The 26048-nt window shown below is 56.9% G+C and carries 20 protein-coding genes; 8 read left to right on the forward strand and 12 right to left on the reverse strand.

Annotation, left to right across the window (positions count from 1 at the left end; all coding sequences use genetic code 11):
* Nucleotides 1-2 precede the first annotated feature (2 nt).
* Genes RDV48_17915 through RDV48_17930 form a run of 4 tightly spaced genes read right to left on the reverse strand, consistent with a single transcriptional unit; the run spans nt 3 to nt 2249 of the window.
* The gene (locus tag RDV48_17915) at nt 3-848 is read right to left on the reverse strand and encodes a uroporphyrinogen-III synthase (GenBank protein ID MDQ7824683.1); all 846 of its coding nucleotides are present in this window, start codon (nt 846-848) and stop codon (nt 3-5) included.
* Nucleotides 849-859: 11 nt separating this feature from the next.
* Nucleotides 860-1786 (reverse strand): hydroxymethylbilane synthase, encoded by a 927-nt coding sequence (hemC, locus tag RDV48_17920; GenBank protein MDQ7824684.1) that lies wholly within the window; start codon nt 1784-1786, stop codon nt 860-862.
* Nucleotides 1787-1817: 31 nt separating this feature from the next.
* Nucleotides 1818-2036, reverse strand: a complete 219-nt coding sequence (locus RDV48_17925) for a hypothetical protein (protein ID MDQ7824685.1) — start codon at nt 2034-2036, stop codon at nt 1818-1820.
* 18 nt (nt 2037-2054) lie between these two features.
* Nucleotides 2055-2249 carry a hypothetical protein gene (locus tag RDV48_17930; GenBank protein ID MDQ7824686.1) on the reverse strand — a complete coding sequence of 65 codons (195 nt, stop codon included), beginning with the start codon at nt 2247-2249 and terminating at the stop codon, nt 2055-2057.
* Between the two features lie 172 nt (nt 2250-2421).
* Between RDV48_17930 and RDV48_17935 the strand changes: the two genes are divergently transcribed.
* The 6 genes from RDV48_17935 (at nt 2422) to RDV48_17960 (ending at nt 9176) form a co-directional block, all read left to right on the forward strand.
* A complete protein-coding gene (locus tag RDV48_17935; GenBank protein MDQ7824687.1) occupies nt 2422-3720 on the forward strand; it encodes a VWA domain-containing protein in 1299 nt (432 codons plus the stop codon).
* Between the two features lie 744 nt (nt 3721-4464).
* Nucleotides 4465-5682, forward strand: a complete 1218-nt coding sequence (locus RDV48_17940) for an MFS transporter (GenBank protein ID MDQ7824688.1) — start codon at nt 4465-4467, stop codon at nt 5680-5682.
* Entirely contained in the window at nt 5679-6722 is a 1044-nt protein-coding gene (locus tag RDV48_17945) for a radical SAM protein (protein ID MDQ7824689.1), read from the forward strand. Before RDV48_17940 ends, RDV48_17945 begins: the two co-directional genes overlap by 4 nt.
* Nucleotides 6715-8025: a pitrilysin family protein gene (locus tag RDV48_17950; protein ID MDQ7824690.1), complete on the forward strand. Its 1311-nt coding sequence runs from the start codon at nt 6715-6717 to the stop codon at nt 8023-8025. The genes RDV48_17945 and RDV48_17950 overlap by 8 nt, the downstream gene beginning before the upstream one ends.
* Complete coding sequence (locus RDV48_17955; protein ID MDQ7824691.1) at nt 8006-8386, forward strand: VOC family protein; 381 nt, start codon at nt 8006-8008, stop codon at nt 8384-8386. Before RDV48_17950 ends, RDV48_17955 begins: the two co-directional genes overlap by 20 nt.
* Before the next feature lie 4 nt (nt 8387-8390).
* Nucleotides 8391-9176, forward strand: coding sequence for an SDR family NAD(P)-dependent oxidoreductase (locus RDV48_17960; protein ID MDQ7824692.1), 786 nt, complete (start codon nt 8391-8393; stop codon nt 9174-9176).
* On the opposite strand, the gene RDV48_17965 is transcribed toward RDV48_17960, so the two are convergent.
* The 3 genes from RDV48_17965 to RDV48_17975 all read right to left on the reverse strand — a co-directional run bounded on the left by RDV48_17965 (nt 9145) and on the right by RDV48_17975 (nt 13970).
* Complete coding sequence (locus RDV48_17965) at nt 9145-10893, reverse strand: NFACT family protein (protein MDQ7824693.1); 1749 nt, start codon at nt 10891-10893, stop codon at nt 9145-9147. The genes RDV48_17960 and RDV48_17965 overlap by 32 nt on opposite strands.
* A 152-nt stretch (nt 10894-11045) precedes the next feature.
* On the reverse strand, nt 11046-13643 hold the full coding sequence (locus RDV48_17970; protein ID MDQ7824694.1) for a phospholipase D-like domain-containing protein: 2598 nt from the start codon (nt 13641-13643) through the stop codon (nt 11046-11048).
* A gap of 6 nt (nt 13644-13649) precedes the next feature.
* Nucleotides 13650-13970, reverse strand: a complete 321-nt coding sequence (locus RDV48_17975) for a hypothetical protein (protein ID MDQ7824695.1) — start codon at nt 13968-13970, stop codon at nt 13650-13652.
* Nucleotides 13971-14251: 281 nt separating this feature from the next.
* On the opposite strand from RDV48_17975, the gene RDV48_17980 reads away from it, so the two are divergent.
* Nucleotides 14252-18997: an MG2 domain-containing protein gene (locus RDV48_17980; protein MDQ7824696.1), complete on the forward strand. Its 4746-nt coding sequence runs from the start codon at nt 14252-14254 to the stop codon at nt 18995-18997.
* Between the two features lie 254 nt (nt 18998-19251).
* Entirely contained in the window at nt 19252-19761 is a 510-nt protein-coding gene (locus RDV48_17985; protein ID MDQ7824697.1) for a prepilin-type N-terminal cleavage/methylation domain-containing protein, read from the forward strand.
* Here the strand turns inward: RDV48_17985 and RDV48_17990 are convergent.
* The 5 genes from RDV48_17990 to RDV48_18010 form a co-directional block, all read right to left on the reverse strand.
* The gene (locus tag RDV48_17990) at nt 19758-20324 is read right to left on the reverse strand and encodes an ATP-dependent Clp protease proteolytic subunit (protein ID MDQ7824698.1); all 567 of its coding nucleotides are present in this window, start codon (nt 20322-20324) and stop codon (nt 19758-19760) included. The genes RDV48_17985 and RDV48_17990 overlap by 4 nt on opposite strands.
* Nucleotides 20317-21687 (reverse strand): cytosine permease, encoded by a 1371-nt coding sequence (locus RDV48_17995; GenBank protein ID MDQ7824699.1) that lies wholly within the window; start codon nt 21685-21687, stop codon nt 20317-20319. Before RDV48_17995 ends, RDV48_17990 begins: the two co-directional genes overlap by 8 nt.
* Nucleotides 21674-23254 carry a hypothetical protein gene (locus RDV48_18000; GenBank protein MDQ7824700.1) on the reverse strand — a complete coding sequence of 527 codons (1581 nt, stop codon included), beginning with the start codon at nt 23252-23254 and terminating at the stop codon, nt 21674-21676. Before RDV48_18000 ends, RDV48_17995 begins: the two co-directional genes overlap by 14 nt.
* Nucleotides 23255-23304: 50 nt before the next feature.
* Nucleotides 23305-24996 carry a beta-propeller fold lactonase family protein gene (locus RDV48_18005; protein MDQ7824701.1) on the reverse strand — a complete coding sequence of 564 codons (1692 nt, stop codon included), beginning with the start codon at nt 24994-24996 and terminating at the stop codon, nt 23305-23307.
* A 105-nt stretch (nt 24997-25101) separates the two neighbouring features.
* The gene (locus RDV48_18010; GenBank protein MDQ7824702.1) at nt 25102-25884 is read right to left on the reverse strand and encodes a hypothetical protein; all 783 of its coding nucleotides are present in this window, start codon (nt 25882-25884) and stop codon (nt 25102-25104) included.
* Between the last annotated feature and the right edge of the window lie 164 nt (nt 25885-26048).

The following is a 26048-nucleotide window of genomic DNA, read 5'->3' on the forward strand; positions in this document are numbered from 1 at the left end:
AATTATAGCACAAAACCCCCGGTGCCACAATCAGGGCCGCCCTCCCCGGAACCGCTTTTTTTCTGAAGGTTCGAGAAAAAGAAGCAGCAGAGCTCCTCAAGCCCTTTCATGGTGTGTAGAGCGGCGGTCCCGCTCACATGGTACCCCAGCCCTTCTGCCGTTTCTGCCGTGACGGGGCCGATGCAGAGTATAGCGGTCTTCTCAGGGAAAGGCTTCACAAGCTTTCCCAGAAGATCGTGGAAATAACGCACCGTTGAAGAGCTTGAGAATATGACGGCGTCGAGGCCCCCGCCCTCGAGGAGTGCCCGTGCGGGAGCCAGCTCTGGTGCGGCCTTCACCGTCCTGTAGGCTTCCACGACCTCAACATGAGCTCCCCGCTCCCTGAGGCCCAGGGGCAGCACTTCCCGGGCTTCGGCTGCCCGGGGGATGAGAATCCTTGAGCCCTTTACTTCCTCGCGGCTGAAGGCTTCCAGCAGTCCTTCAGCGGTGAACACCGGGGGGACAATGGAGGCCTCAAGACCATAGTGGCGGAGCGCTTCTTCAGTGCCTGTGCCGATAACGGCAATCCTGACCGATGAGGGAAATCTCCCGGCTCCTCCCATGGCGTCGAAGAAGAAGGCCACGCCGTTGGCGCTTGTAAAGATCAGCCAGTGAAACTCGCAGAGACGGGCTATCGCCTCAAGAAGAGGACCCCTGTCGCGCGGAGGGCTGAATTGCAGCACGGGAAACTCTATGCACTGAGCTCCCCTTGCGGTGAGAGCCTCTATAAGGGAATGAGCCTGTGATTCAGCCCTGGTGATGAGGATTTTTCTCCCCCTGAGGGGTGCTTGTTCTTGAAGATTCATCATGGCCGCCCTGCTCAGGTGTTGAGCCCGCCGATCAGGGCATGAGCCCCCCTTTCAATCAGTCTCAGGGCAAGAGCATTCCCCAGTTCTTCAGGTGTTTCGGCGCTGCCCCCCAGTGACTCCCGAAGCAGGCGGCTCCCGTCCGAAGCGGCCACAAAGGCCTCTGCAAAGAGCTCTCCGCCTCTTGGTTCGGCCAGGCAGCCTGAAGGGATGTGGCAGCCTCCCCCGATTGCGGCCATGAAAGCCCTTTCAGCCTTTACGGCGCCCCATGACTCGCGGTCATTGAGGGGAGCAAGAAGCGCCTCCACGGTTTTGTCATCATCCCTTATTTCGAGGGCCAGCGCTCCCTGGCCCACGGCCGGGATGCAGAGTGACGACGGAAGCGGGATTATTCCTGCACCGGTGACTGCCAGGCGCCTGAGGCCTGCGGCAGCGAGAATGATGCCGTCAAGACCCATCCGGGACATCTTTTCGATGCGGGTGGGAACATTCCCCCTCATATCGATGAACTGGAGGTCAGGGCGGTATGCGAGAAGCTGGGCTTTCCTCCTGAGGCTTCCGGAGCCCAGGGTAGCGCCCCGGGGGAGTTCCTGAAAGCTCCCGTATTTCAATGAGACCAGGCAGTCCAGGGGGTCTTCCCGCCGCGGGACCGCTCCTATTGCGAGGCCCGGGGGAAGCCCCGAAGGGAGGTCTTTCATGCTGTGCACGGCTATATCAATGGTGCCTTCCAGGAGCTCCCGCTCGAGCTCCTTGACAAAGAGCCCTCTGTCACCAATTCTGGAGAGGGGGATATGGGTGATGGTGTCGCCCTTCGTGGTGATTTTTCTCTGGTCTATCTCAAGCGAGGGATGGTGCAGTCTGAGGGCACTTATCACTTCCTCCGCCTGTACCAGGGCCAGCGTGCTCGCTCTTGAGCCGATGATGATGCGGTTCGGTGTCATTATCGTTGTCCGGGATTCTTCGCACCGGCGATCAATAAACCCTCATCCCCTGGTTTTTCTGCCAGCAGAAGAGGCATTCTATCTGGGCGGGCACCTGCTTGAGCTCGCGGGCTCCGAGGGAGTCCTTGGATTTCGCCCTTTTCCACTTTGTCACAATGTGGGGAGTCTGCTTTTTGCACACGGGGCACTCTTTCACCCCCGTGTAATTGGGCCCGTATTTCAATTTCAGCTCTTTCTCGTTGTAATTCATTTCTTACCGCCTCCGCTTTTAATGATATAGAGAGAAAATAACCTGCTGTATCATGGTGTGACATGCTCTAAAAAGGCTTTCGGCAAGGGCAAAATTGAGATCATCTGCGATCGGGTAGTCTGCTTCCGGGGAGCCGTTTACCCTGGTGCTGTTGTTCCTTGCAAGAGGGGCATTGGTCACAAGGGCAGCACATACTTCATCATGGCTTTCCATAAATCCTTCTTGATGAGAAAAAGTTTTCTTCCCGGGAGGGATCTTTTCTGGCTTTTAAGTGTTGTATCGGGATGAAAAAAAAATTATAATAAGGGTAAGGAATATTTTTCTTATCTTCGCTACTATATTCTACAGAAGTCCAAAGCTCACGGAAAGGTAAGGAGGGATGGCCATGGGATTCAAGCCCAAAAATTGCCCGGTGTGCCATGACGGAAGCAAAATCGACGGGAAGCTCCACTGCGCGGGATGTGGCAACCAGCTCGAGTATATCGACGCCGAGGGGACCCTTGGCGTGCAGCGGGCTGTCAACCGCTGCGGAAAATGCCATACGGAGAATCCCCGCAGCTCAGTCTACTGCGAGTCCTGCGGTACCAGGATAGCGGTTGAGTGCCCCCAGTGCAAGGGGGTCCACCCGGCAGGAGCCACCGTGTGCGCTGTCCATGGTGAGCCCCTCCAGGCCCCCCGGAAAGAGCAGGCGCCCGTCTCCGCCATTATCACCCAGTCAGCCCACCTTGTGACCCACCGTTACCGCAAGGCCTTTCTCGTCCCCGCGATGCTTGCCCTCCTTGTGTTCGGCTACCTTTTCTACGAGAAACTTCATTCCCATACCATAGTCGTGGTGCCCACGGCGTCAAGGCCTGCCATTGATGTGGTCTTTGTCGTAGACAGCACGGGGAGCATGGCCGATGAGATCAAGGTGGTCCAGGACAAGATCAAGGACATGATGGCCAAGATAAAGAGCGGCCAGCCCGTTCCCGATGTGCGCTTCGGCCTTGTGGCTTTCCGGGACAGGGGCGATGACTACGTGGTGAAGAAGTTTGAGTTCACCTCTGACATCCAGAAGTTCCAGAGCTATGTGAACACCATCAATGCCGACGGCGGCGGCGACACCAAGGAGAGCGTGGCAGAAGCTCTTCATACCGCCATAAACGACATGCCCTGGGACAAGAACCAGTCCACCAGGAAGCTGTTGTTCCTGATAGGCGATGCAGGCCCCCACACCGAGTACTCCGACGGCCTTGATTACCAGAGTGAGGCCTCTTCGGCAAAGGACAGGGGGATCAAGATATATACCCTCGGCTGCAGCGGCATAGAAGAGGATGGCGAGTCCGAGTTCAGGATCATTGCCCAGGCCACGGGCGGCACTTTCGATTACCTCACGTACCGCCAGCAGTATGTCGATGATACCGGCGCCACTTATTACCGCCTCAAGTCCGGCAAGGACTACTACTCGGTGAAGGGGAGCGGCGATGACACGAGCTGGAGAGAGGGAGTGAAGGATGCCGTGGCAAAGGGCATGGCAAAGCCCATAGCACCGGCAGGATCCCTGGGGCCCGGCAGCGCCTCAGGGGGCGGCGCTCTCCCTTATTCACACATGCGCGAGGAAAAAATGGAGAACAACCTGGACACGGTTCTTACCAATAAGGTACAGCAGGAGCTCACGACTCAGGGGGTAAAGTACGGAAAATAGGGTATGAGTATAAGCCCGTATACGCAAAAAAAAATGCGTATAAGAGGGTATGATAAATTATGAGCAGGCGGAGTGCCGTAACGCCTGCTCATTTCCTTTCTGTGAGTGGAGAAAATAATGGTAATATAGTGTTGACAGAACAATTTTTGTGATATATAATGTCTTTCGTCCTGGAAGGGAACCTGGTAATCTGTTAACGATTTTGTTACAAAATGTGCTTGATAGTGGTGCCCGCCGGGAGCTATGATAGAGATAAGAAAACGATAAAAGGAGGGCACACAGGATGTTCTGGAACGAAAACGAGACAGTTGAGAGATGCGACATTCACGCGATGTATGTTCTTCCCCCCGATGACGGCGGAATATAAGCAGCATCAATAAATTCAGCAATATTTACCAAAATATTTACCAAGAAGGAGGATACACGGGATGTTCTGGAGAGAAGATGACGAGCTCACAAGAGAAGAGATCCACGCCACCTATGTGATTCCCAGCGACGGCGGCTGGTAGGTGCATTATTATCATTACTATAAAATTATAAAAAGGAGGGTATCGGAATGTTCTGGAATGAAAACGAGATGATTACCATAGAGGATATCCACGCCATGTACATTATTCCTCCCGATGATGGCGGCGGCTGCTAGAAGGATTTTTTTCCAAAGCCCAAAAAAGACCAACCCCCCGGTTGGTCTTTTTTCTCGCGCTCTGTGGGTAATTTTCTGACTACGCTGAAAGCTTTCCCGCCATGAATATCCTGCTGAAAAACCGAAACTTCGCCCTCCTCTGGTCCGGCCAGTCAGTCTCAAGCCTTGGCACCTGGATCAACTTCGTGGGACTCAATGCCTATATCTACCACCTGACGGGCTCAGGAAAGATTCTGGGAACCTTCTTCCTGATCCGCATCCTGCCGGCCCTCTTTTTCGGGTCCCTCGGCGGCATCCTCGCTGACCGCTACGACAAGAGAATCATCATGATCCTCTGTGATGCCGTGAGGGCTGTGACGGTCCTCGCCTTCGTGGTGACAGACAACCTGGCGGCCTTTTTCATCATCGGCTTTATCCTCTCCTCCCTCGACAAGATTTACCTCGCCGCAAGCGGCGCCTTGGTGCCCGATATTGTCAAAAAGGATGATATCCTGGCGAGCAATTCCCTCAGCAGGATGTCCTACTCCGTCATCACGGTCTTCGGACCCGCCATTGGAGGAGTCCTCATCGGGTTCTGGGGTTATAAGGCTGTCTTTGTCATTGACTCGGCGACATTTTTTTTCTCCGTAGCAACACTGCTCCTCATCAGCCATGGAGCGAGAAGGACCGGGGAAGCAAAGGAGCAGGTGAAGACTTCGGTAGCTGACGAGCTCCGGGACACCTTCCGCTTTCTTGCGGGTTCCACGGTTCTTCTCACCTTCACGCTGCTGCGTGTCCTTGACGGCCTAGGAAGCGGGTCTTACAACACTATCATGCCAGTATTTGCCGCAAGCGTTCCCATGGGTCAGGGGAGCTTTTACGGCTATCTTATCGCTTTCTGGGGAGGCGGGACTTTCCTGGGATCACTGCTGGTCACTTACCTGAGAAAGAATACCGCGATTCGCACCGATAATCTCTTCTGCGGCGCCACCATCCTGATGGCCTGCGGCATGGGAGGGACATTCCTTACCGGAGAGAAGGCCATATCTCTCCTCTCCATCACTATCGGGGGGATAGGCGACGGCATCTCGAGCGTCCTTTTCAATACCCTTCTCATGGAGCTCCCGCCCAAGGAGCTGAGGGGAAAAATATTCGGAAGCATCAGCTCCCTTTTTTACGTTGTGGCGGGAACGGGGATGTTCCTGGCAGGATTGTGCCTCGACTATGTGAAATACGTTCATATCACCACGGCAGGAAGCCTCCTTATCATCGCGGGCACGCTCGTGGTGTGGTGGATTCTGATGGCCACAAGAAGAAAGGAGCACAAGACACCCCAATGAGTTTTCCTTTTAAGCCCAAGATAGTCGGATGGGAGCTCACCAAGCGCTGCAACTTTCAGTGCCTTCACTGCGGCACCCCTGCCGGCGCTCCCCGCGAGAATGAGCTCACACTGGAAGAGAGCCTTAAGCTTATTGACGACCTTGCCGGGCTTGGATGCGAGGTCCTTACCCTCTCGGGAGGCGAGCCTCTCATGCACCCCCACTGGGATAAATTTGCCCACCGCCTCAGAGAAAAAGGCATCGATCCTTACATGATTACCAATGGATACTATCTGGAAGAGAATATAGAGAAGATCCTGGCCACCCCTCTGAGGAGGATAGGCCTTTCCATCGACGGCACCGCCGAGATACATGATCACATCAGGCAGCATCCAGGCTCGTACGAGAGGGCCCTCAGGGGCGCAAGGCGTGCCAAGGAGAAAGGTATTGCCGTGGGTGTCGTCACCCATGTCTCCCGGTATAACTTTGATGCCCTTGACGAGATGGAGCGGGTCTTCAGGGGCGTGCCCATGGATTTCTGGCAGATCCAGGTGACTTTTCTGTCGGGGAGGATGAAGGAGCATGGCGAATCGGTCCTCGAGCCCTCTGAGCTTCCCCGCGTGGCTGCCTTTGTAGAGAAAGCCCGCATCGGGAGGGATATGCTTGTCTGTGCAGGCGACAACCTCGGCTATTACTCGTGCCGCGACATCGTGGACAAGCCATGGAAAGGCTGCCATGCCGGCCGCTGGGTTCTGGGCATTGAATCAGACGGCACCCTCAAGGGGTGTCTCTCGCTGCCGGGAGAGTTCAGGGAGGGCAACATCCGCACCAGGCCCCTCGGGGAGCTCTGGGAAGACCGGTCCCTCTTCAAGCTCAACCGCTATTTCAATCCTGATGATCTCGCAGGATACTGCAGCGAGTGCGACAAGAAGCTTGACTGCCGCGGCGGGTGCAAGGTGACGGCATTTTCCTCGACGGGAAATGCCTTTGACAACCCCTACTGCCTGTACCGCGTCGAAAAGGAGGCCTCCTGCGGCGGGGGGAGCCCGAAGCATGTATGAGGTGGCAGAAGGGACCGTCACCTTCCAGAGGGAGCCCGTGCCTGCCCTTTTCGCCCGCCTCCCGCAGTGCAATACCTTCTCCCTGATAGTGTCCTTCCACGACGGCGTAGCCTTCGAGGAGGATGATGAGTGGGGCATGGCGCACTTTCTGGAGCATCTCACCCTCCAGGGCACGCCGGAGTACCCGTCGCTCACCGCGCTCTCAGGCGTACTCGAGGCCCAGGGGGGAAAGATATCGGCCTTCTCCACGAGGGACACGGTGAGTTACTGGGCAAAGGTGCCCTCGTGGGCTCTCGACGACGCCTTTACCCTCCTCGGGAAGGTCCTGGCCCCGGCAGAGTTTGATGACGGGAAGGTGGCCTCAGAGCGCTCCATAGTGTTCTCGGAGATTGACCGCGAGAGCTCAACATTCAGGCTTTCCCATGGCCTCATGGCCGAAGGGAGCCTCATGGCACCCTCAAGGATAAGCCGTTATCCCCTTGGCTCCAGGGAGAGCCTCGGCCGTTTCACCGCGGGGCAGTGCGCCGCTTACCGGAAAAGGGTGTATTGCAGCGAAAATGCTTTTATCTCGGGAGCAGGCTCCTATGAGGAGAGCTCATTAAAGAGAGGGCTCGAGGGCCTGGTGGAAGCGCTACCCTGCGGGGAAGCCAGGGAGCGCAGGGATGAAAAGGTGCACATGGTGAGGAGAGCCCCCTTCTCCCGCTTCGAATGCCCGGGGATCTCGCAGGTGAACCTTGTGGCGGGGTGGCTCCTTGCCATGGAAAGCGATGAACAGTGGGTCGTGGCAGGCCTTCTCAATACGCTCCTTGGAACGGGCTTCACGTCGCTCCTCTACCGGGCCCTAAGGGAAGAGCGCCGCCTCACGTACCTCGTGAGCACGCAGCTCAGATTTTACCGAAGGACCGGCACCTTCAGGATCTCGCTTGATGTGAAGCCTGAAGATGCGGGAGAGGCCCTGGAGGTCATTGGAGGGGTGATAGAAAAGGTGAAAAGGGGAGCCTTTTCCGGCGAGGAGCTTAAAGCGGCGCAGGCCCGCATGTGGGGGAGCCTTGTGCTCCGCCTTGAGGATACCTATGAGTACGCCCTCTTTCTCAACAGGCGCCTCGGTGCCGCGGCGGGCCCCATGAGGCTCCGGGAGGTGAAGGATGCCATTTTTTCCATTGAGGGCTCTGACCTTGCCGACTGCGCCGCATCATTGCTCATTGACGATCGCATGCTGGTAAGCGCAGCCTCAAGCCGGGAGGCTCTTGATAAAATCACCATCAGAAAGGGAGGTTCGAGAAATGCACTTGAAAGGTCTTGACCATATCGGCATCGTGGTAAGGAACATTAACGAGAGTATCCTGTTTTACCGCAATATAATGGGCTTTGTTCCAGGGGAGATCGAGGACATAAGGGAAAAGCACATGAAGATCGTGAAGCTCCGCAAGGGCGACCTTGTCATCGAGCTTCTTGAGCCCGACAATAAGGAGGCGCCCCCTTCCACCTTCGGCCTCAAGCACATCGCCTTTCATTGCGACGATATCGACGAGTTTGTCAAGGATGCCGTAAAGAATAAGCTGAGGCTCCTCACGGCGGCCCCGATGGAGCACGACAATGATCGCTTCGTCTTTTTCTCGGCTACTGACGGTGAATTCATCGAGGTGATGGAACGGAAGGAGTGAGCCCATGAAGACCCTGGAAGGGAAAGTGGCCCTGGTGACCGGTGCAGGAAGAGGCCTTGGAAGGGCGGTGGCATCAAAGCTCTCATCCTGCGGTGCCCGTCTGGTGATATGGTCCCTTGATCCCGGGAGGCTGGAAAGCCTCTCGGGCGAGCTGAAAGCAGCCGGTGGAGAAGTCTTTGCAGAGTCCGTGGACATAAGCGAAGCAGCGAGAGTCTCTCAGGCAATGGACCGTGCCCTCGAGGCGATGGGAAGTCTTGATATCCTTGTGAACTGCGCCGCCGTCTCCCTTATAAGCGATTTTCTTGAGACCACGCCGGAGCAGTTTGACCATGTCTTTTCCGTGAACATCCGCGGAGCCTTTTTTGTCACCCAGGCAGCAGCCCGGGCCATGGTGGCCCGGAAAACCAAGGGCTCCATCGTGAATATTTCAAGCGTCTCCGGAAAGACGGGGGCATCCCTCGGGAGCGTCTATTCGGCCTCAAAGGCCTCGCTCATAGTGCTCACCCAGGCCCTGGCCAAGGAGCTTGCCTCCCATGGCATCAGGGTGAATGCCGTCTGCCCCGGGGCCATGGATACCGACATGTTTCAGAAGGGCACCGTGGCCATCCTGGCGAAGCGCTTCAACACCGCTCCCGAGAATATTATCAAGAGCGTGGTGAATTCCATTCCGCAGAGGCGGATCATCGATCCCGGCGAGGTTGCCGAGGTGATAGCCTTTCTTGTTTCAGACGGGGCGGGGGCAGTCACGGGGCAGTCCATCAATGTGGACTGCGGCTTTGAGGTCCACTAGGCTCCATCCACTCAAGAAAGGCCTCGTCGCGGGGATTTGCCATCAGGGTCCTCTCCCCGCTGATGGTCACCATGCCGGGATGCATGTGCCTTGTCTTTCTCACGTTCTTTGCCTGCGTGTAGGACACGGGCACTTTTGACGAGCCTTTGCCCCGGGAAAACCACGCGGCAAGGGCGGCACCCCTGAGGAGCACGTCATCGTCCAGGCGCTCCCCGCCGCGGCACCTGATGACCACATGGGCGCCTGGCATCCCGCGGGCATGGAGCCAGATATCGGTGGCTTTTGCCATCTTCAGGGAGAGCTCGTCATTCTGGCGCGGGTTTCTCCCCACGAGTATCTCATGGTCCCTGTAGACAAACCGTCTCGGCCCTCCCGATGGCTGAGGAGGGCTTTCTGCTCTGTGGGGAGGGGCTTCCCCCCTGAGCTCCCTCTCGATTCCCGCAAGGTCTTCCGTGCTTTCCGCCATGGACAGGGCCTCTTTCAGGTTCTCAAGGTACTCAAGCTCCTCTTCTGTCTCCCTCAGGCGCCCGTCAATGCGGGGGAGAGCCCGCTTGCCCTTCTTGTACTTTTCAAAGTAGGCTCCGGCATTTTCCGACGGCGAGAGCCGGCAGTCAAGATCGACGATCACCGGCCCGCCGCCTGCGGGGTTTTCCGCCGCAAGAACCATGTCACCCTTCTTGACGGCCTGTATATTGAGGAGTATGAGCTCTCCCTTCTCACGTAAAGACTCGGCCCCCTCGTGGCGGGAGCGGTCTTCTGCAAGGACCAGCCCGCGCTTCCGGAGCTTTTTCAGGCGGCTTTCAATAACCTGTGAAAGCGATGCCTTGAAGGGCACCTGGGGCGCATCGGGCGGCGATGCCTGGTAATACTCATGGAAAAGGTCGTTGATGGTGGCAAAGCCTTTAAAGGTGAAAGCGAGAAATTCCCTGTACTGCCAGAGCCCCCAGCCTGCTGCTTTTCCTCCGCTGTCGAAGGCTATTCCCGGCGCAATCTGCCTCTCTGCTATCCGCTGCCACAGGGACTGCCAGTGCTGGTAGAGGAGATTCCACTCCCTTTCCCCGAGTGAGGCAGGAGGCACGGCTCCTTCAATCCCTTCAGGCGACGCCATCTCCCGCGCGAGAGCCGGCGTTATCCCCATGAAGACCCTTTCAAAAGCTTTTGCAAGGGAATCTCTTTCATGGGAGCCTGCCAGGGCAGCCTGGAGCTCTGAAAGGGAAGTGATGTCCCCGGGAATTATTTTATGGGGAGGCTTTTCGGGAGGCCCGTACATTGAGGCATCGAGGCGGCGCTTTTCCGGGAGGCGATGAAGGGAGCCTCTTATCCTGTCATCACCGGAGAGGAGCAGCACGTTCCCTTCTCTGGTGTGAAGCTCCACCACAAGTTTTGCGGCCCCGCCGGAGCTTCTTCCTTTCCCCTCGAGATGGAACATGAGGATGCGCTCCAGGTGGGGCTGGGTGATGTCCATGACCGCGAGTCCTTCCAGGTGTTTCCTGAGGAGCATCGTGAAGGATGAGGGAGCCGCGGCGGGACCGCCTTTCCCGTGAACGAGATGGACTCTCCCTGGTGAGCGGGGGGAGATGAGGAGCCAATACTCTTCGCCTGCCCAGAGAGGGACGAGAAGATCCCCGCCCTCCCGCTCAAGAATTTTTCCCATTCTTGAGGGAATAAGGCATCTCTTTAACTCTGATGCCACAATCGAGAGGGTAAGCCCGTCCATAGTATCCTCCGGGAACGATCTTTTCCAGGTCCCGTGCCCATACTCCTTTAGAGGCAGCGTCCATCCCCTCTTTCGGGGGACAGGGCGGTCTGAACAAAAAACGCCTGCCGCAGACTCTGCGGCAGGCGTTTTGAAGCTTTGTAAAGCGGCGGTTACTCGGTATCGACGACCTGGTGATAGAGGAACTGGTCCTCGGCATCGGAGAACTCCTCGGGCTTTTCCTCGAAGAGGCCGCCTCCGACATCAAAGCCGCCGGCGAGCATTCCGAAGCCTGCCAGGCCGTCCATCATGACGGCTTTTTCACCGCTGTCCTTTGAATCGCCGAATTCCACTTCCTTGCCATCGACAGTGACGGTGTTCTTGATGATGGTATCGGGATCCTTCTGTTTTCCCTCGATGAGCTCCTCGCCGGGCTTGAGGGATGCGAGGGCATTCTTCAGCCTGGTCTGCTGGGCGATGGCTTTGTCCTGGTCATAGTACTGGTTGAAGAACTTGGCAATGGCCTCCTTGTCCTTCTCGGGGTCAAGGGCCGCCACGCTGCGGAGCGACTTGTTGAGGGAGTCGAGCTCGAGCTTCATGACGCCACCTTCGTAGTTCCCTGTCGTAATCACCACGTGGACGCCTTTCTTGGCCATGCTCTTGAGGAGGCTGTTGAGGGTCCTGTCGCCGTCACTCATGAATTTCTTCTCCACGTTGATGGTATCCTTGGCCTGATCAAGCGCTGCCATGAGCCAGTGCTCGCCGAAGCCCTTGCGGGCGATGGTGAGCATCTCCGGGTGGCTCGCAATGGTGCCGAAGCCCCTTGTCTGGTCCATGGAGTTCTTGGACAGGTTGTGCCCTCCCACGTAAGCCTTTTCCTTGTCCACCTCGATGTAGTTGTTGCTCGTGGATTCCATGCCGAGCTGCTCGATCTTCACGCCCTTGGCCTGGAGCTCTGCCATGATCTTTTTCTCGTAATCTGAAAGCTTCTTCCTTTCAGGCAGGATGATCTTCACCGGGATGCCCTGGCCTGCCTTTTCCTTCAGTATCTTTGCCACTTCGGCGTCGGAGACCTCCTTGGTCTCGATGAGGATGCCGGATGTGGCGCTCTTGAGAAGGTTGGTAAGCTGCGAGCGGGCGTTGCCGGGGCTTGAAACAAGCTCAGAGGTGGGTGTTGCGGCGCCCGCCTCGGCGGTATCGGTCTTCTTCTTCCCTTTTCCTCCCCAATCGGCGTCAAGCTGAGCCTGGATGTCGGCCACTTCCTTCTCGTTGATATCTATCACGCCGTAGTTCACGTTGTTCCTGAAAGCTGACCCCGAGATGTTGTCGGGGAACATGATGGCTTCTTTCCCGTCAACGACCATGCAGGTGCCCTGCATCGACTTGTAAGTATCGTCGCTCCACTGGACCTCCACGCCGGCCTTCTTGAGCTCCTCGGCGCTCTCAATGTTGAACTTGCAGTTGGGATCCCACGGGAAGGGATTCTGCGGCATCATGACCCGCACTTTCACGCCGTTTTCCGCAGCCTTGCAGAGGCCCGTGCGCACCTGCTTGTCGGAGAAGAGGTTTGTCTCGACGGTGATGGATTCCTCGGCGGTCCTTATGGCGGCGTTCATAGATTGGCCGATGACGCCGTTGTCGGAGACAATCATCTTCGAGGGGATGTCGAATCCCTTGGCGCCGTAACGGTCTATGATGGCGTCGAGCTGGCCTCCCTTGTCGGAGAAAATGTAACCGAGCTCCCTGTTCTTGCTGATGGCGGAGAAGCTGAAGTTCTGTGATCCCACGTAAGTCTTGTTGCCTTCACCTTTTTCATCGGAGTCAACGGCGATGGCCTTCGCATGAATGTAAGGCGAGGTGAGGAATTTCACCTTGGCGCCGCGGAGCGCCAGGTACGCTCCTGACTGCATGTTGTACTGGGCAACGCCCGGGTCGGTAAGGGTAAGCTCCGTCTCGACGCCTTCCTTGAGCTTCTTGCCCAGGAGGGCGATGATGTCCTTGTCCGAGAAGCCCTGCTGGAGCACGTGGATCGACTTCTTGGCGCCGCCGATGAGGCCTTCGAGCTTCTCTCTCGCGTTGTCGGGGCTTATCACGAGGTTCACGTCCTCCATCTCGGGGAGGGGGACCCTCTCCCAGTCAGAATTGAAGATTGTCTGGACCTGGTCAACGACCTTGGGATTATTGATGACGATGGCGCCAAGGTCAAGGTTCTTGTCAAAGGTGGTGCTTCCAAGGTTGCCGGTGAGGATAAGGGCTTTCTTGCCGTCAAAGACCATGCTCTTCTCATGGGTGACCCTGTTCTTTGAGAAGACAGGGTTGTCGGGCTTGTACTCGGCGCCGGCTTCCACGAGCTCTTTGACGGCCTTCTCGCTGGGGTTGGACTTGAACTCAGCCCAGTAGAAGGGGTCGTCCTCCACCATGAGACGCACCTTCACTCCGCGCTTGAGGGCGTCCTTGAAGGCGTCCATGAGCTTCGGCGTGTTGGCCGTGATGATATAGATATGGACATCAATGGACTTCTTGGCGTCATTGATGGTTTCGATGAGGGTCTCCAGGCCTTTTTCCCGCATCACGATGATTTCCGGCGTGGGGCCCGTATCCTTGATGTCCTGGGGCTTGCTTTCAGGGGTGCCGCTTATCTCGGCGCTGTCCTTCGGCGTCTCTTCCTTGGGCTTTTTCTTCTTCGTCGCCGCCAGATCGGCCGGCACGGGAGACTGGAACCCCGTTGAAATGTTCTGCGGGACCTGGAAATTCATGCCGTCAATCGTCATTTTCCCTCATCCTTTCTTTACTATCGAAGGTATGGCTTTTAAAAAGTCCACCAGCTCTTCGGTGCTCTTTAATTCCCCCATAATGTTGATAATGTTGCGGTTCTCCAGGTCATAATCAAATTTTCTCGCAAGGATGGTGGTTTTTTTTGTCTCATGCTTCAGTATCTCTGAGTACTGGTAGCGTATTCTCCCTTTCGAGTTGATATAAACCTGGTGGTTTGTCTCGCCGTCGTCCCTGATGCCATTCACCGTCTGGGCGACGATGGCGTCAAATCCCGCCTCTTCAAGAATGGCGACAATGAGGTCCGTGTTATAATCCCAGGGCATGGATGCTCCTTAGCGTACTTTTATTTCATTATAGCATGGCGGCGCCGGCCTGTGTGAGGGAATTATATTAACAATATGTTAACATCTCTCCATGGAGCCATAAAGAAAACTTCATGGGGGAGGGAAATAAGAGCGGTTAATTTTCGACAAAAGAGCAGGACGGTAAAAAATGATATTCCATGGATAATGCTGAAAATATCAGGGGGAGGTGACGCGGGATCGGTGGTGCTCTGAGAGCGTAAAAGGCAGTGAAGCAAATAAATGATAAGGTGGGATGAATAATGAAGAACAGGATATGGATCACCGGGGGACTTCTGGTAATAGTCTTGATGGCAGCCTTGATAATAAGCTCCTGCGGCAGGACAGGCGGCGGTATTGCCACGTCGGGGAGCGTTCCCTCCCAGTTTCTTGAAACGCGAATCATAGGGCAGAATACCCTTCTCTGCGGCACGCCGGCCTCCCTTCGCGTCATTGTCTTTGACGCCCGGGGCATGACACCGGTGAAGGATGCCCGCGTGGAGGCAGTGCTTGCGGGCTCTGAACTGGGCCAGCGCCACCGTCTTTTTTCTGACAAGACCAACGATCTCGGCACTATCGCGATGACCTACACGGTGCCTGCCGATGCCCGGGGGGCCATGGAGCTTACGGTGACAGTCAAGGCGGGGGAAGGGGAGCGCAGCGAGAAGCTTCCCGTCACCGTCAGCGACAAGGAGCCGAAAATCAGCCTCTCAACGGACAAGCCCCTCTACCAGCCAGGGCAGGTGATCCACATCAAGGCCCTTGCCCTTGAGCTGCCGACTCTCGAGCCCCTGGCGAAGAAAAAGATGATCCTCGAGGTTCTTGACCCCAAGGGCAACAAGGTGGTGAAACTGGACCAGGAGACCTCGCCTTATGGAATTGTAGGCCTTGATTTTTCCCTTGCGCGGGAGATAAATCTCGGTGAATACGTGATAAGGGCCTCGGCCGAAGGGGGAGCTCCCGTCGAGAAGAAAGTCATGGTGAAGAAATATGTGCTCCCCAAGTTCAAGGCCGAGCTTGTGGCCAAGAAAAAGTTCTATACCCCCGGGGAGACCCTCGATGGCCATGTGAGCGCCCGCTATTTTTTCGGGAAGCCCGTGGCGGAAGCCGAGGTCCTCATCAACATCCTGGCCAGTGACGATCGCCTCAGGAAGGTGGCCGTGCTGAAAGGAAAGACCGACAAGGACGGCGTCTACAAGTTTTCCTTCAAAGTGCCCCGTGACTTCAACGGTATCGCTTTCCATGCCAACAAGGCATTCCTCGCCTTCGAAGCTAACGTGAGAGACACGGCGGAGCACAAGGAGGCAGTCTATCACCAGTACCCGGTGGCGAAATATCCCATCAGCGTGCAGGTGATGCCTGAGGGGGGGCGTATGATCCCCGGCCTCGAGAATATCCTGTACCTCGTGGCAAGCTATCCCGACGGGAGCCCTTCGGAATGCAAGGTTCAAGTGAAGCTCCCCGAAGGAAACACCCGTGAGGTGGTCACTGACGCGGGGGGCTACGGGACCCTCACCGTCACCCCCAAAAAGAACGAATCGGTGCTGCTTCGGCTCCAGGCCCGCGACAGGCAGGGAAACGAATCGGAAAAGACGGTGAGCTTCAGCGCGGGAGACAAGGAGGAAACAGTCCTTCTGCGCACCGATAAAACCCTCTATAATGCCGGCGATCCTGTGAAAGTGAAGGTGCTCTCCTCAAGGAAGGAAGGCGCGGTGTACCTTGACTTTTTGAGGAACGGCCACACCCTCTATACCCAGTCGGTCTTTACCAGGGACGGGCAGGGTGACGGCACCCTCGAGGTGCCTGCAGAGGTCTCAGGAATGGTGGCCCTCAACGCCTATTTCGTCTCGCCTTACACAGGCGTGGTCCAGGACTCGAGGAGCCTTTACTTTGCCCCTTCTGACCTCAATGTGGCCGTGAAGCTTGACAAGGAGACCTACCAGCCGGGCGGCGAGGCAAAGCTGGAATTCAAGGTGACCGACAAGAAGGGGAACCCTGTGCCCTCTGCGCTGGGCGTCGATCTTGTTGATGAGAGCGTCTTTGCCATGTTCGAGCGCCGTCCCGGCATGGAGACAATCTATTTTCTCGTGCCGGCCGATATCATGAAGGCCCCCTATGTGCTTGGCGGCCTCACCATGCGGGACTTCATCCTCAATGCCGCAGAGCCCCAGAGCGAGACCTGCTCTAAAGTGGTCCTCGCCCAGGCTCCCCAGCTCCCCCAGTACCAGGTGGTCCTCGACAGCTTTGCCCAGAAGCAGCAGAAGATTCTTGCCGATCTCGAGAAGATCGAGGGGGCCTGCGAAAAGTTCTACGGGGCGAAACAGAAATACCCCTCGCAGCCTTCCGAGCTCGTGGCGGCAAATATGCTCGCCGCCGCAGACACCAAGGACCCCTGGGGGCGCGATTACCTCATCAAGGCCCCTGAGAAGCCCGGCGGCCCTCAAGCTGCCTCCCCCGCCGGCGGCGGCCCCGTGGTCATCAATGTGGGCGGCGGCCCGGCAATGATCCATCCCGGCAGGCCTTTTCCGGGGAAATTCATTGACAGGGAGGAAGTGGGCGGACCTCCCAGGGATGGCCTCATCGCAAGGCCGGCGGCTCCTCCACAGGCATATGGCCCCCCGGGCTGGAGCGGTACCCTTCCCAACATAGTATGCGTGGGCGCCGACGGGAAAGAGGGGACCCCCGATGATCTGGACCTCAAGGCATTATTCCTCGCGAGGGGCCCCCAGCTTCCCCAGGTGGTCGCTATGCCGGGAAAGCCCATGATGGAGGAAAGGGAGATGATGGCGGGGGGAGCAGCGCCTCAGGGAGCCATGATGAAGATGCAGGCGAACAGGGCCGACATGGCCATGCCTTCTGCGGCACCGCCTCCTGAGGCAAAGCAGGCATCGCTTGAGAGCGCCCAGGAGCCGGTGAGGGTGAGGGAATACTTCCCCGAAACCCTCATGTCGGTGCCGGAGCTCATCACCGATGACAAAGGGATAGCCCTTCTCACGGTGCCTCTGGCGGACTCGATCACCACGTGGCGCCTCTCGGCCCTGGCAAACTCCCTGAAAGGAAAGCTTGGGAGCACCACGGGAGGGATCAAGGTCTTCCAGGATTTCTTCGTGGACCTGGACCTCCCGGTGAAGCTCACCCAGGGGGACGAGGTCTCCATTCCCGTGCGTATCTTTAATTACCTTCCCAAGTCCCAGCAGATAGCGGTGACGCTGGAGAAGGGCGACTGGTTCGAGGTGCTCGATAAGGAGCTTACCCAGAAGAGGACGGTAGAGAAGGAGGATGTCGTTGCCACGCGCTTCACCATCAGGGTGAAGGAAGTGGGCATTCACAAGCTCAACATCACTGCAAGGGGAAGCGAGCTTTCTGACGCCATAAGCCGCGAGATAGAAGTGGAGCCCGACGGCAAGAAATACCTGCTTTACAAGGGCGACCTCATCAAGAGCCCGGGGAGCAGCACCTCCATTGAGATTCCGGGAAGCGCCATCGCCAACGGAAGCGACATCCAGCTCGTGGTGTACCCCAGGCCCGTGTCGCAGATCATCGAGGGCATGGATACCATCTTCAGGATGCCCGGCGGCTGCTTTGAGCAGACCTCATCGATCACCTATCCCAACGTCCTTGTGCTTGATTATCTCAAGAAGTCGGGGCAGTCAACGCCCCAGGTGGAGAAAAAGGCCCTCGAGTATATCAACCAGGGCTATCAGCGCCTCCTGGGATACGAGATCCAGGGCGGCGGCTTCCAGGTGTGGGGTGCTCCCCCCGCCACCAAGGTCCTCACCGCATACGGCATCATGGAGTTCTCTGACATGGCCAAGGTCGCCCAGGTTGATAAGGGCGCCATAGACAGGGCCAAGAGGTGGCTTCTCTCCCAGAAGCAGCCCGACGGGTCATGGACGCCTGACCAGAGCTTTGCCCATGCCGAGCAGTGGGGCACTATCCAGTCAAACAACATGCCCACGACGGCCTACCTCACCTGGGCCCTTGCCGAGGCGGGATGCAAGGGGGAGATTGCCGATTCCATCAGCTACCTCAAGAAGCAAGCAGGCCAAGTATCCAATCCTTATATACTCGCCCTCATGGCGAATGCCTTCATCGCATACAACATCAATGATGGCGACGGGGCAAAACTTCTTGACCGCCTGAACGGGATGAAGACTGAGGAAAAAGAGGGTGTCTACTGGAAGACAGACTCCCTTTATTCCCAGGGATTACCGGCGTCGGTGGAAACGACGGCCCTGGTCGTCTACGCCATGCAGAAGACAAAGAAGTACCCGGAAACGATAGGCAAGGGCCTCTCCTATCTCGTGAAGTCAAAGGATCAGAACGGTCTCTGGTACTCGACGCAGGCCACCATCTTTGCCATGCGGGCCTTACTGCTTTCGCAGGTTTCAGCTCCCCCGGAACCGGCGGAGCTTACGGCGGACATCATCGTAAACGGTGAGAAAGCCGACTCCTTTACGATCAATGACAAGAACCTGGAGCTTTTCCAGCAGTTTGACCTGAAGAAGTATGTGAAAAACGGCAGGAATGATGTGAAGATCGAGGTGAAGGGGAAGGGTGAGTGCGCCTACCGCGTGGCGGGAACCTATTATCTCCCCTGGACTGCCGCTGAAAAGGCCAGGAACAAGGAGCTGGACATCCAGGTGGCCTATGACAGGACCGAGGTGAAGACCCAGGACTCCATCGCCTGCAAGGTCAAGGTGAAGAACCTCAGGAATTCCTATGCGCCCATGGTGATGGTGGAAGTAGGGACGCCGCCGGGGTTCGACGTGATGACTGAGGATATAGAGCGTATGGTGGCAGCGAAAAAGGTGCAGAAGTTTGAGATGGCCAGTGACAGGGTGGTGCTCTATCTCAACGGGGTGGAGAAGGGAAAGTCATTTGACGGCTCCTTCAGGCTTACCGCGCGTTACCCACTCAAGGTGAAAACGCCGACAAGTCTTACGTACCTCTATTACAATCCCGAGGTGAACGCCCGGTGCGCCCCTGTCACCATCAGGGTGAACTAGGAAAACCCTTTTCGGGGTGAGGAGTTGAAAAGAGTGTCTCTTCGAGGGGCACTCTTTTTTTCCAGACTTCTAATTCGTTGGGGAAGGCCTGGCAAAGGCCATGTTCCAGGAAAACCCGTGAAGGTTTTATCAAAGGCCGGTGAAGAGTCTGAAATTCCTGAAGGAGTGCCCTCGCTGGTGAATCTCTCCCTGTTCCTTTCCTTGGACCGCGATTTCTGATATAATGAGGGAAGAATGGTGAGGAGGTGGGTTTTATGAAGACTGCCAGGAGGGGCTTCACCCTTGTGGAGTTGATTGTGGCCATTGCCGTCGCCGGCATCATCATGGCCATTGCTGTTCCCCAGTATATCGGCTACAAGTCCAGGCTTATCGCAAAGTCCGAAGCCCTCAAGTTCGAGGCCTTTCTTGCCGAAGCGAAGGAGACGTCAAAGAAGTACTGCACCTCCATCGAGCTTTACGGCACCAACCTTGCAAGCGACAACGGGGCAGGAACCCTGGAGGCAAAGAACCTGGCAACCAAGTATAACCGCCGTATAGTGTTTCCCAGCGGTGTGAGGGTCACGAGCAATTACGACATGGTCAACAATGCCTATTTTACCCCTACCGACATGAGGCTTTCCTCGTCGGGCGCCATCATAAGCGGTGTGCAGTTCATTGTAAAGAGCGAAGCGACGCTTGCCGAGTACTCGGCTACCCTCACCAACGCGGGGCAGGTTAAAATCCAGGTGAGGGACAACAACTGCTCGCCCTGGAAGGAGCTTTAGAGTGAGGGAGCTCCAGGCAGCACCCTGTCTATAACCCCCAGCTCCACCGCCTCCCGGGCTGTCAATATACGGTCGGTGTTGATTTCCTTTCTGAGAAGGGATGGCTCCTTTCCTGTCGCCTTTGCCAGGATGCTGATTATCTTCTCCTTGGCGGAGACTATCTGCTTTCCTGCCGATTCCATGGCGCCGTCACTTACCCCCTGTATAAAGAGAGGCTGATAAAGGAGGATCTGAGAGTGGGGGAGCGCAAAACGCCTGGCGCCGCATGCGAGGATAATCGCTGCACCGCAGCAGGCCTTTTCCAGGCAGATTGTGGTGACTGGAGGCGCGATACGCTTTATTGCGTCGCAGATTGCCAGGGCCGCCTGGGCTGAGCCTCCGGGAGAGTTGAGATACATATCAATGCCTTTCTTCTCATCGACGGCCTCAAGCTCTTCGAGCTGATCGATTACGCGTCCGGCATAGTCATCGTCAATGGTGCCCTCAATGAGAATGATGCGCTCCTTTATCAAGCGCCCCATGAGCTCCTCGGCAAGGAGCTTCCCGCTTTTTTCATTATTCATGAAATGTTCCTCTCTTTTTCCTGGTCTTCCCCACGAGGAAATACAAGATACCGGTAAGGGCCATGGTGGGGTATATGGCACCGGTGAAAGAGCTCACCGCCGGGATGGTGCGGATCAGAAAGTATATGGCCAGGCCGGCAGCCCAGCAGGGAATCGCCAGGTCCTCGTGGGTGGCTGTGGCCTCAAGAGCGGTAGCCTTGCCGCGGTGGCCCTCTCTTATGATGAAATAGTCCACGATCATTACGGCAAAAAGAGGGCCGAAGAGGAGGCCGATGTAATCGAGGAATATGATGAAAGCTGAAAGAAAGCTGGTAAGGTAAAGAGGAATCACTGTCACGGCTGCAGATATGATGGTCACAGCCCAGATGGCCCTCAGGGGCATCATCCTGCCTGCAATGTTGGTGAGGGATATGCCGGCAGCCATGAGGTTTACGGCATTGGCAGTGGTGCTTGTGATTATAATCACGAGGAATGCAATGACTCCAAGTCCAAGGCGGCTCACGATAGTGCTCGGGTCTGAGTTGTTGGGATCATAGACGCCGGAGGTGATGGCCGTTGAGATGGCTCCGATGATCCCCACAAAGGCGAACCAGAAGAGTGCCACGTTGGCCCCTATCATCGGCGCGATGGTGGCGGCGGCCTTCGTTCTGCTGTACCGCGTAAACTCGGCGATGGCAGGCACCCAGCCAAGGCTGAAGGCTGCCATCGCGTCCATTGCCTTGCCAAGGGGCATGACTTTTTCCGCCGGTGGCCGCCATCTCATGATTTCCTCAAAGGAGACGTGCCGGAAGACCGCGAGAGTCTCCCAGAGGCCCAGCACGAGAATCAGGGCAACGCCGATGCGCTCGCAGATTTTCACCGAGCGGTGGCCTGTGAGGACCGATATGAAATGGAGAATGCTCATGAGGGCGATGCCCAGAAGCATCGTGCGCTGCCCGCCGGGTTCTCCGTATGAGGGCCACAGGAAAATATCCTTGAGCAGGAAGCTTATTGAGATTGCCGCGATAAAGGTATTCACGGCGGTCCACCCTATGAACTGGGCGCTGTTTAAGATCGAGGGGATGGCGCTTCCCCTGGCACCGAAGGTGAGCCTCGTGAGGGCCATGGTGGAAATGCCACAGCGGAATCCCATGAAGCCGATGAGGGCCATCACCAGATAGGCAATGGGGTTCGCCACGACCGTCACCAGGAAGGCCCCTGAAAAAGCGGCCCCTGCCACCACGCCCCCTACATACCAGGTGCCGTTGTTCGCATTGGCGCCTATCCATGTGGTCACCATGTCAAGAAATCCAAGGGGTCTCCCCTCCGGGGGCACGGCCTCCGTGGCACCGTATTCTCTGGTAATTCCGCTATTTTCCCCCATTGTGGCCTCTTGCCGGAGAGGAAGCGGCGGTTTTTTTCCAGGTTCTCCTGTAGATATCCTGGGCGTAGAGAAGAGAGGGGATGTAAGAGACGGGCTCTCCCCGGGTTTTGAACCAGGCCGAGCAGGCGTCCCAGACTGCGGGATCAAACTCGCAAAGCTCTATCCAGTGCCTCCCGAAGTAAGGATTGTTCCATCCGTCGCCGCCCTTGTTGTTGATGTAACCCCCGAACTGGGGACTGTCGAGGGATCCGTTCCACATGGTGTCCAGAAGGGTTTTCGCAAAGCGGACCATATCTTCCCGGGTAAATTCTACGCCACGGTGGTAAGCTTCTATCGCAAAGCCCACGTCGGTGATGGCATGGCCTGCATCTTCAGGGTGGTTCTCATGGGCGGCGAAATTGACGCCCCCGTAATTCCAGTACCACCCTGTGCCCTGGGTGAGAAGGTAGTTCTTGAAATAACGGGCGATTTTTTTCGCCTTGTCGGCCAGGAGGGCGCTTGCGCCCAGGGAAGGCGATGAAAGCACGAGGAGCGCCCTGCCCATTGCGTTGTTCTGGTTGAGGGGCAGCAGAGACCCCGGGTAAAGCTCTGCGGGGCTCTCCAGGAACCGGTAGCTTCCCGAGGAGGTCTCGGGGAACTCGGTCCACGAGGGCTCCCATTTCCTGGGCACCGTCCCGGTAATGACCTTCAGGTAGCTTTCGGCCTTGGAGCCGAAGCGCCCCTGGAGCTCCGGCGAGCTTTTCACGGCTTCTATGAAACGGGCCATGGGGTATATGATTGCGCCGTCATGGACGACGAACTGCAGGGGCCTCTGGGCGATGGTTCTCACCACAAACTCGTCCTGTGCCTTGGGGGTCCACTCCACCTTGAGGGAGAAGCCGGGGATATCGTTGATGGCCTCACCCGGGCGGTACTCCTTCCATTTCACCAGCATGGTGTCGGCCGTATAATCGCCGATGGCATAAAAAGGGCCTTCATAGAAGACAAGGTGGTAATCATGGCCTGTCACCTGCTTCGCCCTGCCCAGGTCCTTGATGAGGGGGGGATCGATGGTGACGGTACACTGCTGGCTCTTTGACTCAATGAGCCTTGCCGCCGCCGTCGAGTAATCGGGCGAAGCCCATCCCGGGTATTCGGCGGGCCATACAAGGTATCCGTTGGCATCCTTGTTTTCGAGGCTCACCAGTGAGGCACGGCCTGCAATTGCTTTTGCAAGATCCTCAATTTCTTTGTCACTGAAAGTCCTTGCTGCTTTCAGTTCTTCCCTGTGCGCCATGGTAGAGAGCATCATATCGATGTGCTGCATCATTTTGTCGATCCAGCAGGGATCTTTCGTGACGGACCAGAGCATATAATAGTCGTTGAGCACATAGCTCTCTCCCCACGCAAGATTGCCCGAGTCCTTCAGCAGGGCGTACCCCGCGCCGCCATTCAGAGAAGAATCGGCAAGGCGGTATTTTTCCACGTAGGCCTGCACGTCAAAATCGGAAGCCCTGGCGGGAGCCGATACTGCAAGGGCGGTAAACATAATGAGCATTGCTGCGAAGCGAGGCGGTATCATTCTCATGGCGTCTACTCCTTCTGGTTTTTGAGGGGGCCGGTGCCCGGCGGATTTTTTCAGAGGTCCAGCTGCTTCACTCCCGGCGAGAGGCCCGTGAGCATGTGGACCAGGAATATTTCATCAAGGAAGACCGAATCCTCCTTCAGGGCCCTGTCAAAAAAACGGACCCCCTTATCCTTCACTTCCCTTTCTTTCCCTTCTCCCGGGGGGACTTTCCTGTACTCCTCCCAGAAAGCCCTCCCGGCGGAGCTTCTGAATACCTTTTCCAAGGCGGGAAGGGCTTTCTTCGGAGAATCGGAAGGGAAGAGCTTTCCAAAAAGCACCGCGGGAGGAAGGGTGCCGCCGGGGAGCCTTGCGAGCTCCAGGCTCTCCGCGGTCCGGCTCACGCGCTCCTCCAGGCTCTGCATGGCATAGGGTCCTCCGGAGGTGCAGAGCGCGCCTTCAAGCTGCCAGGAATCAAGGCCTGTGGTAAAGGGGAAAAGGTAGCGGTGTGCTCCCTTGCTGATATAGTAAGCCACCTGGGCCTGCGGCGAGAAGAGCACGGTGCCCTTTCTGTATTCAATGAAATCCATGAAATACAGGGCGCCTCCGCGGTTGAAAAGCGTTTCCCCCGGGGGCATCATGACGGTGGAAATTTTTTTCTTCCCCTCATGGGGATGAAGGAGGCCGTAGCTCATCAGGTAGCGGTTTCCCAGCAGCTCAAGGGCAGGGCCCGTCACTCTGAGGTAGTCATTCCATTCCCTTTCAAGGGGCTGAGCCGGTCTGCGCTCCCTCATGGATTCCCAGCCGCCGCCGTTGAGGATGAACTGTTTCGTGGCCTGGAATGAAGCGCGGTCAAGGACCACTACTCTTTTCTGGAACGTGGAGACGACGAGCAGCTGTTCTCCCGAGAGCGTGGCGCTGTAAGGCATGTTGAAGAAGCGGTACGTGGCGCCGTTGTGCCCTGAGGCTGACCTGGCCCTGAGAGAGTTTTTCTCCCACCGTGAGAGGGCTCCCGTATGGGCATCGCAGACCAGGAGCTCCTTCCCTGAGAGAGGGAGGACATGGGTGGGCCACAGCAAGTCGCCGGTGCCGGCATCCCATCCCCTTTTCCCTGACGATCTCAGTATTTTCCCGCTGGTGAGATCGAGCTCATAGAGGCGCTTTTTCCCGAGGCTCGTGGCGTAGACTTTTTCTCCGGCGATGCAGACCCCGTGCGCAAGGGGGATCTCACTGCTCCAGAGCTCCCTGGACGGCTTTACCGACAGGTCAAAGCAGCACACCGAGCTTCCGTCATAGTTCGCCGAGACGAGTCGTGCGCCGTCATCGCTCACGAAGACATTCTCGGGGGACACCGTGCGGTCCGACCGTGCCTCATTCTCTGCAGTGACGGTTTTCCTGTCCCCATCGACGCGGCATATCAGGATATTGTTGCCATGGTAGTTGGCCACGTAAAGCTTCGTGGTTTTTTCCGAGTAGAAAAGCCCGGTGGGATTGCAGGTCTCCCCGCTCCTGAGGACAGTGAATTTCAGTTTTTCCAGCGTGCCCGCCCCGGTGTCAAGGAGAAAGATGTCACCGTAGTCGGAAAGAAGGAAGCGCCCCTGGTCAAAAGGCGTGATGGATACCAGGAGCCCCGGGGAGGCCCCGCCCTTCAGTTTCACTGTCTCCGCCGCAGGGGGCCAGAGGCTTGCCTCTTTCATGCCGCCGCATGAACAGAGGGATGCGAGAGCCAGTGCTCCCCAGAAAAGAATTGCAATGGTGGCGCGCATAATAGCTCCATGGCTTATGGGATCTTATCCCGGCAGGGCCGGGGCAATAGAAAACCCGGAGGAAAGCTTCCTCCGGGTTTTATGGACTGCTGGTGCCCTCAATGATCAGGCCTTGAACTTGATTACCTGCTTCTGGTGCGGGTAGCACCCCGTGACCACAATCTGCTTGTCATCCCAGGTGATGGTGAAATCCTGGTAGGCCATCTTACCGTCAACCTTGAGGCTGTTGTTCTCGCGGGTCACCGTGAAGTCGCGCTCCTCGAAGCCTCCCTTGATGGTGGTCACGTTTCCCTGGGTGCTTATCTTTGCGCTGTAGACGTCATCGTAGCCTTTCACCGAAACATCGCTTCCCTTTTTGGTGATGGCGTAATTCTGGACAGGCCACTGGCCCTTGATGTCTATGGTGTTTCCCTTTTCGCTCACGTCGAAGCTCTCGCGGGGCGTCTCGCCGGCGATGTGCATGGTGTTTCCCTTGCCCTCGATGGTGTAGTCCTGCCAGTCATAGTACCCGTCAATCTTGGTGACATTCCCTTCGCGGGTCACCTTGTAGTCCCTCTGGGGATAGGTCCCGTCTTCAAGGTGCCCTGTCACCTCGATGGTGCCCTCCTTGCCGGGGCCCACGATGATGGACTCCCCGTCAATGCCTATTCCCACGCCGTTGGCAATCTCAAGGGCAATCGGTGCGGGATGGACGTTGGGCTCATCGATATAAGGAGCAAGCCGCGCTGTCGGCGCCCCTACCATGATCTTGGGAAACTGCTCTTCTCTTCCCCCGATGGTCACCTGGTCTGAGACCTGAGGTGCCTGAGGCTCGGTTTTCTTCTCTGCCTGTGTTTTCGCAGGATATGCGGGCTGTCCTGAGCTTCCTGGAATTCTGTCGATTGTCATAAGAGACCCCCCTGTCGTATAGAGTTTGATTGAAGATATTTTACCACAGATTGGTGTTAACGGACCCCTCCCTAATGTTACATTATTGTTAAATGAGCGCACCCTGCCCGAGACCCCTGCACAATGAAATGCAATCTGTCAGCTTTGCTCCAAGCGCCTACTTT

The sequence above is a fragment of the Candidatus Eremiobacterota bacterium genome (assembly GCA_031082125.1).
GTDB lineage: Bacteria > Vulcanimicrobiota > CADAWZ01 > CADAWZ01 > Ess09-12 > Ess09-12.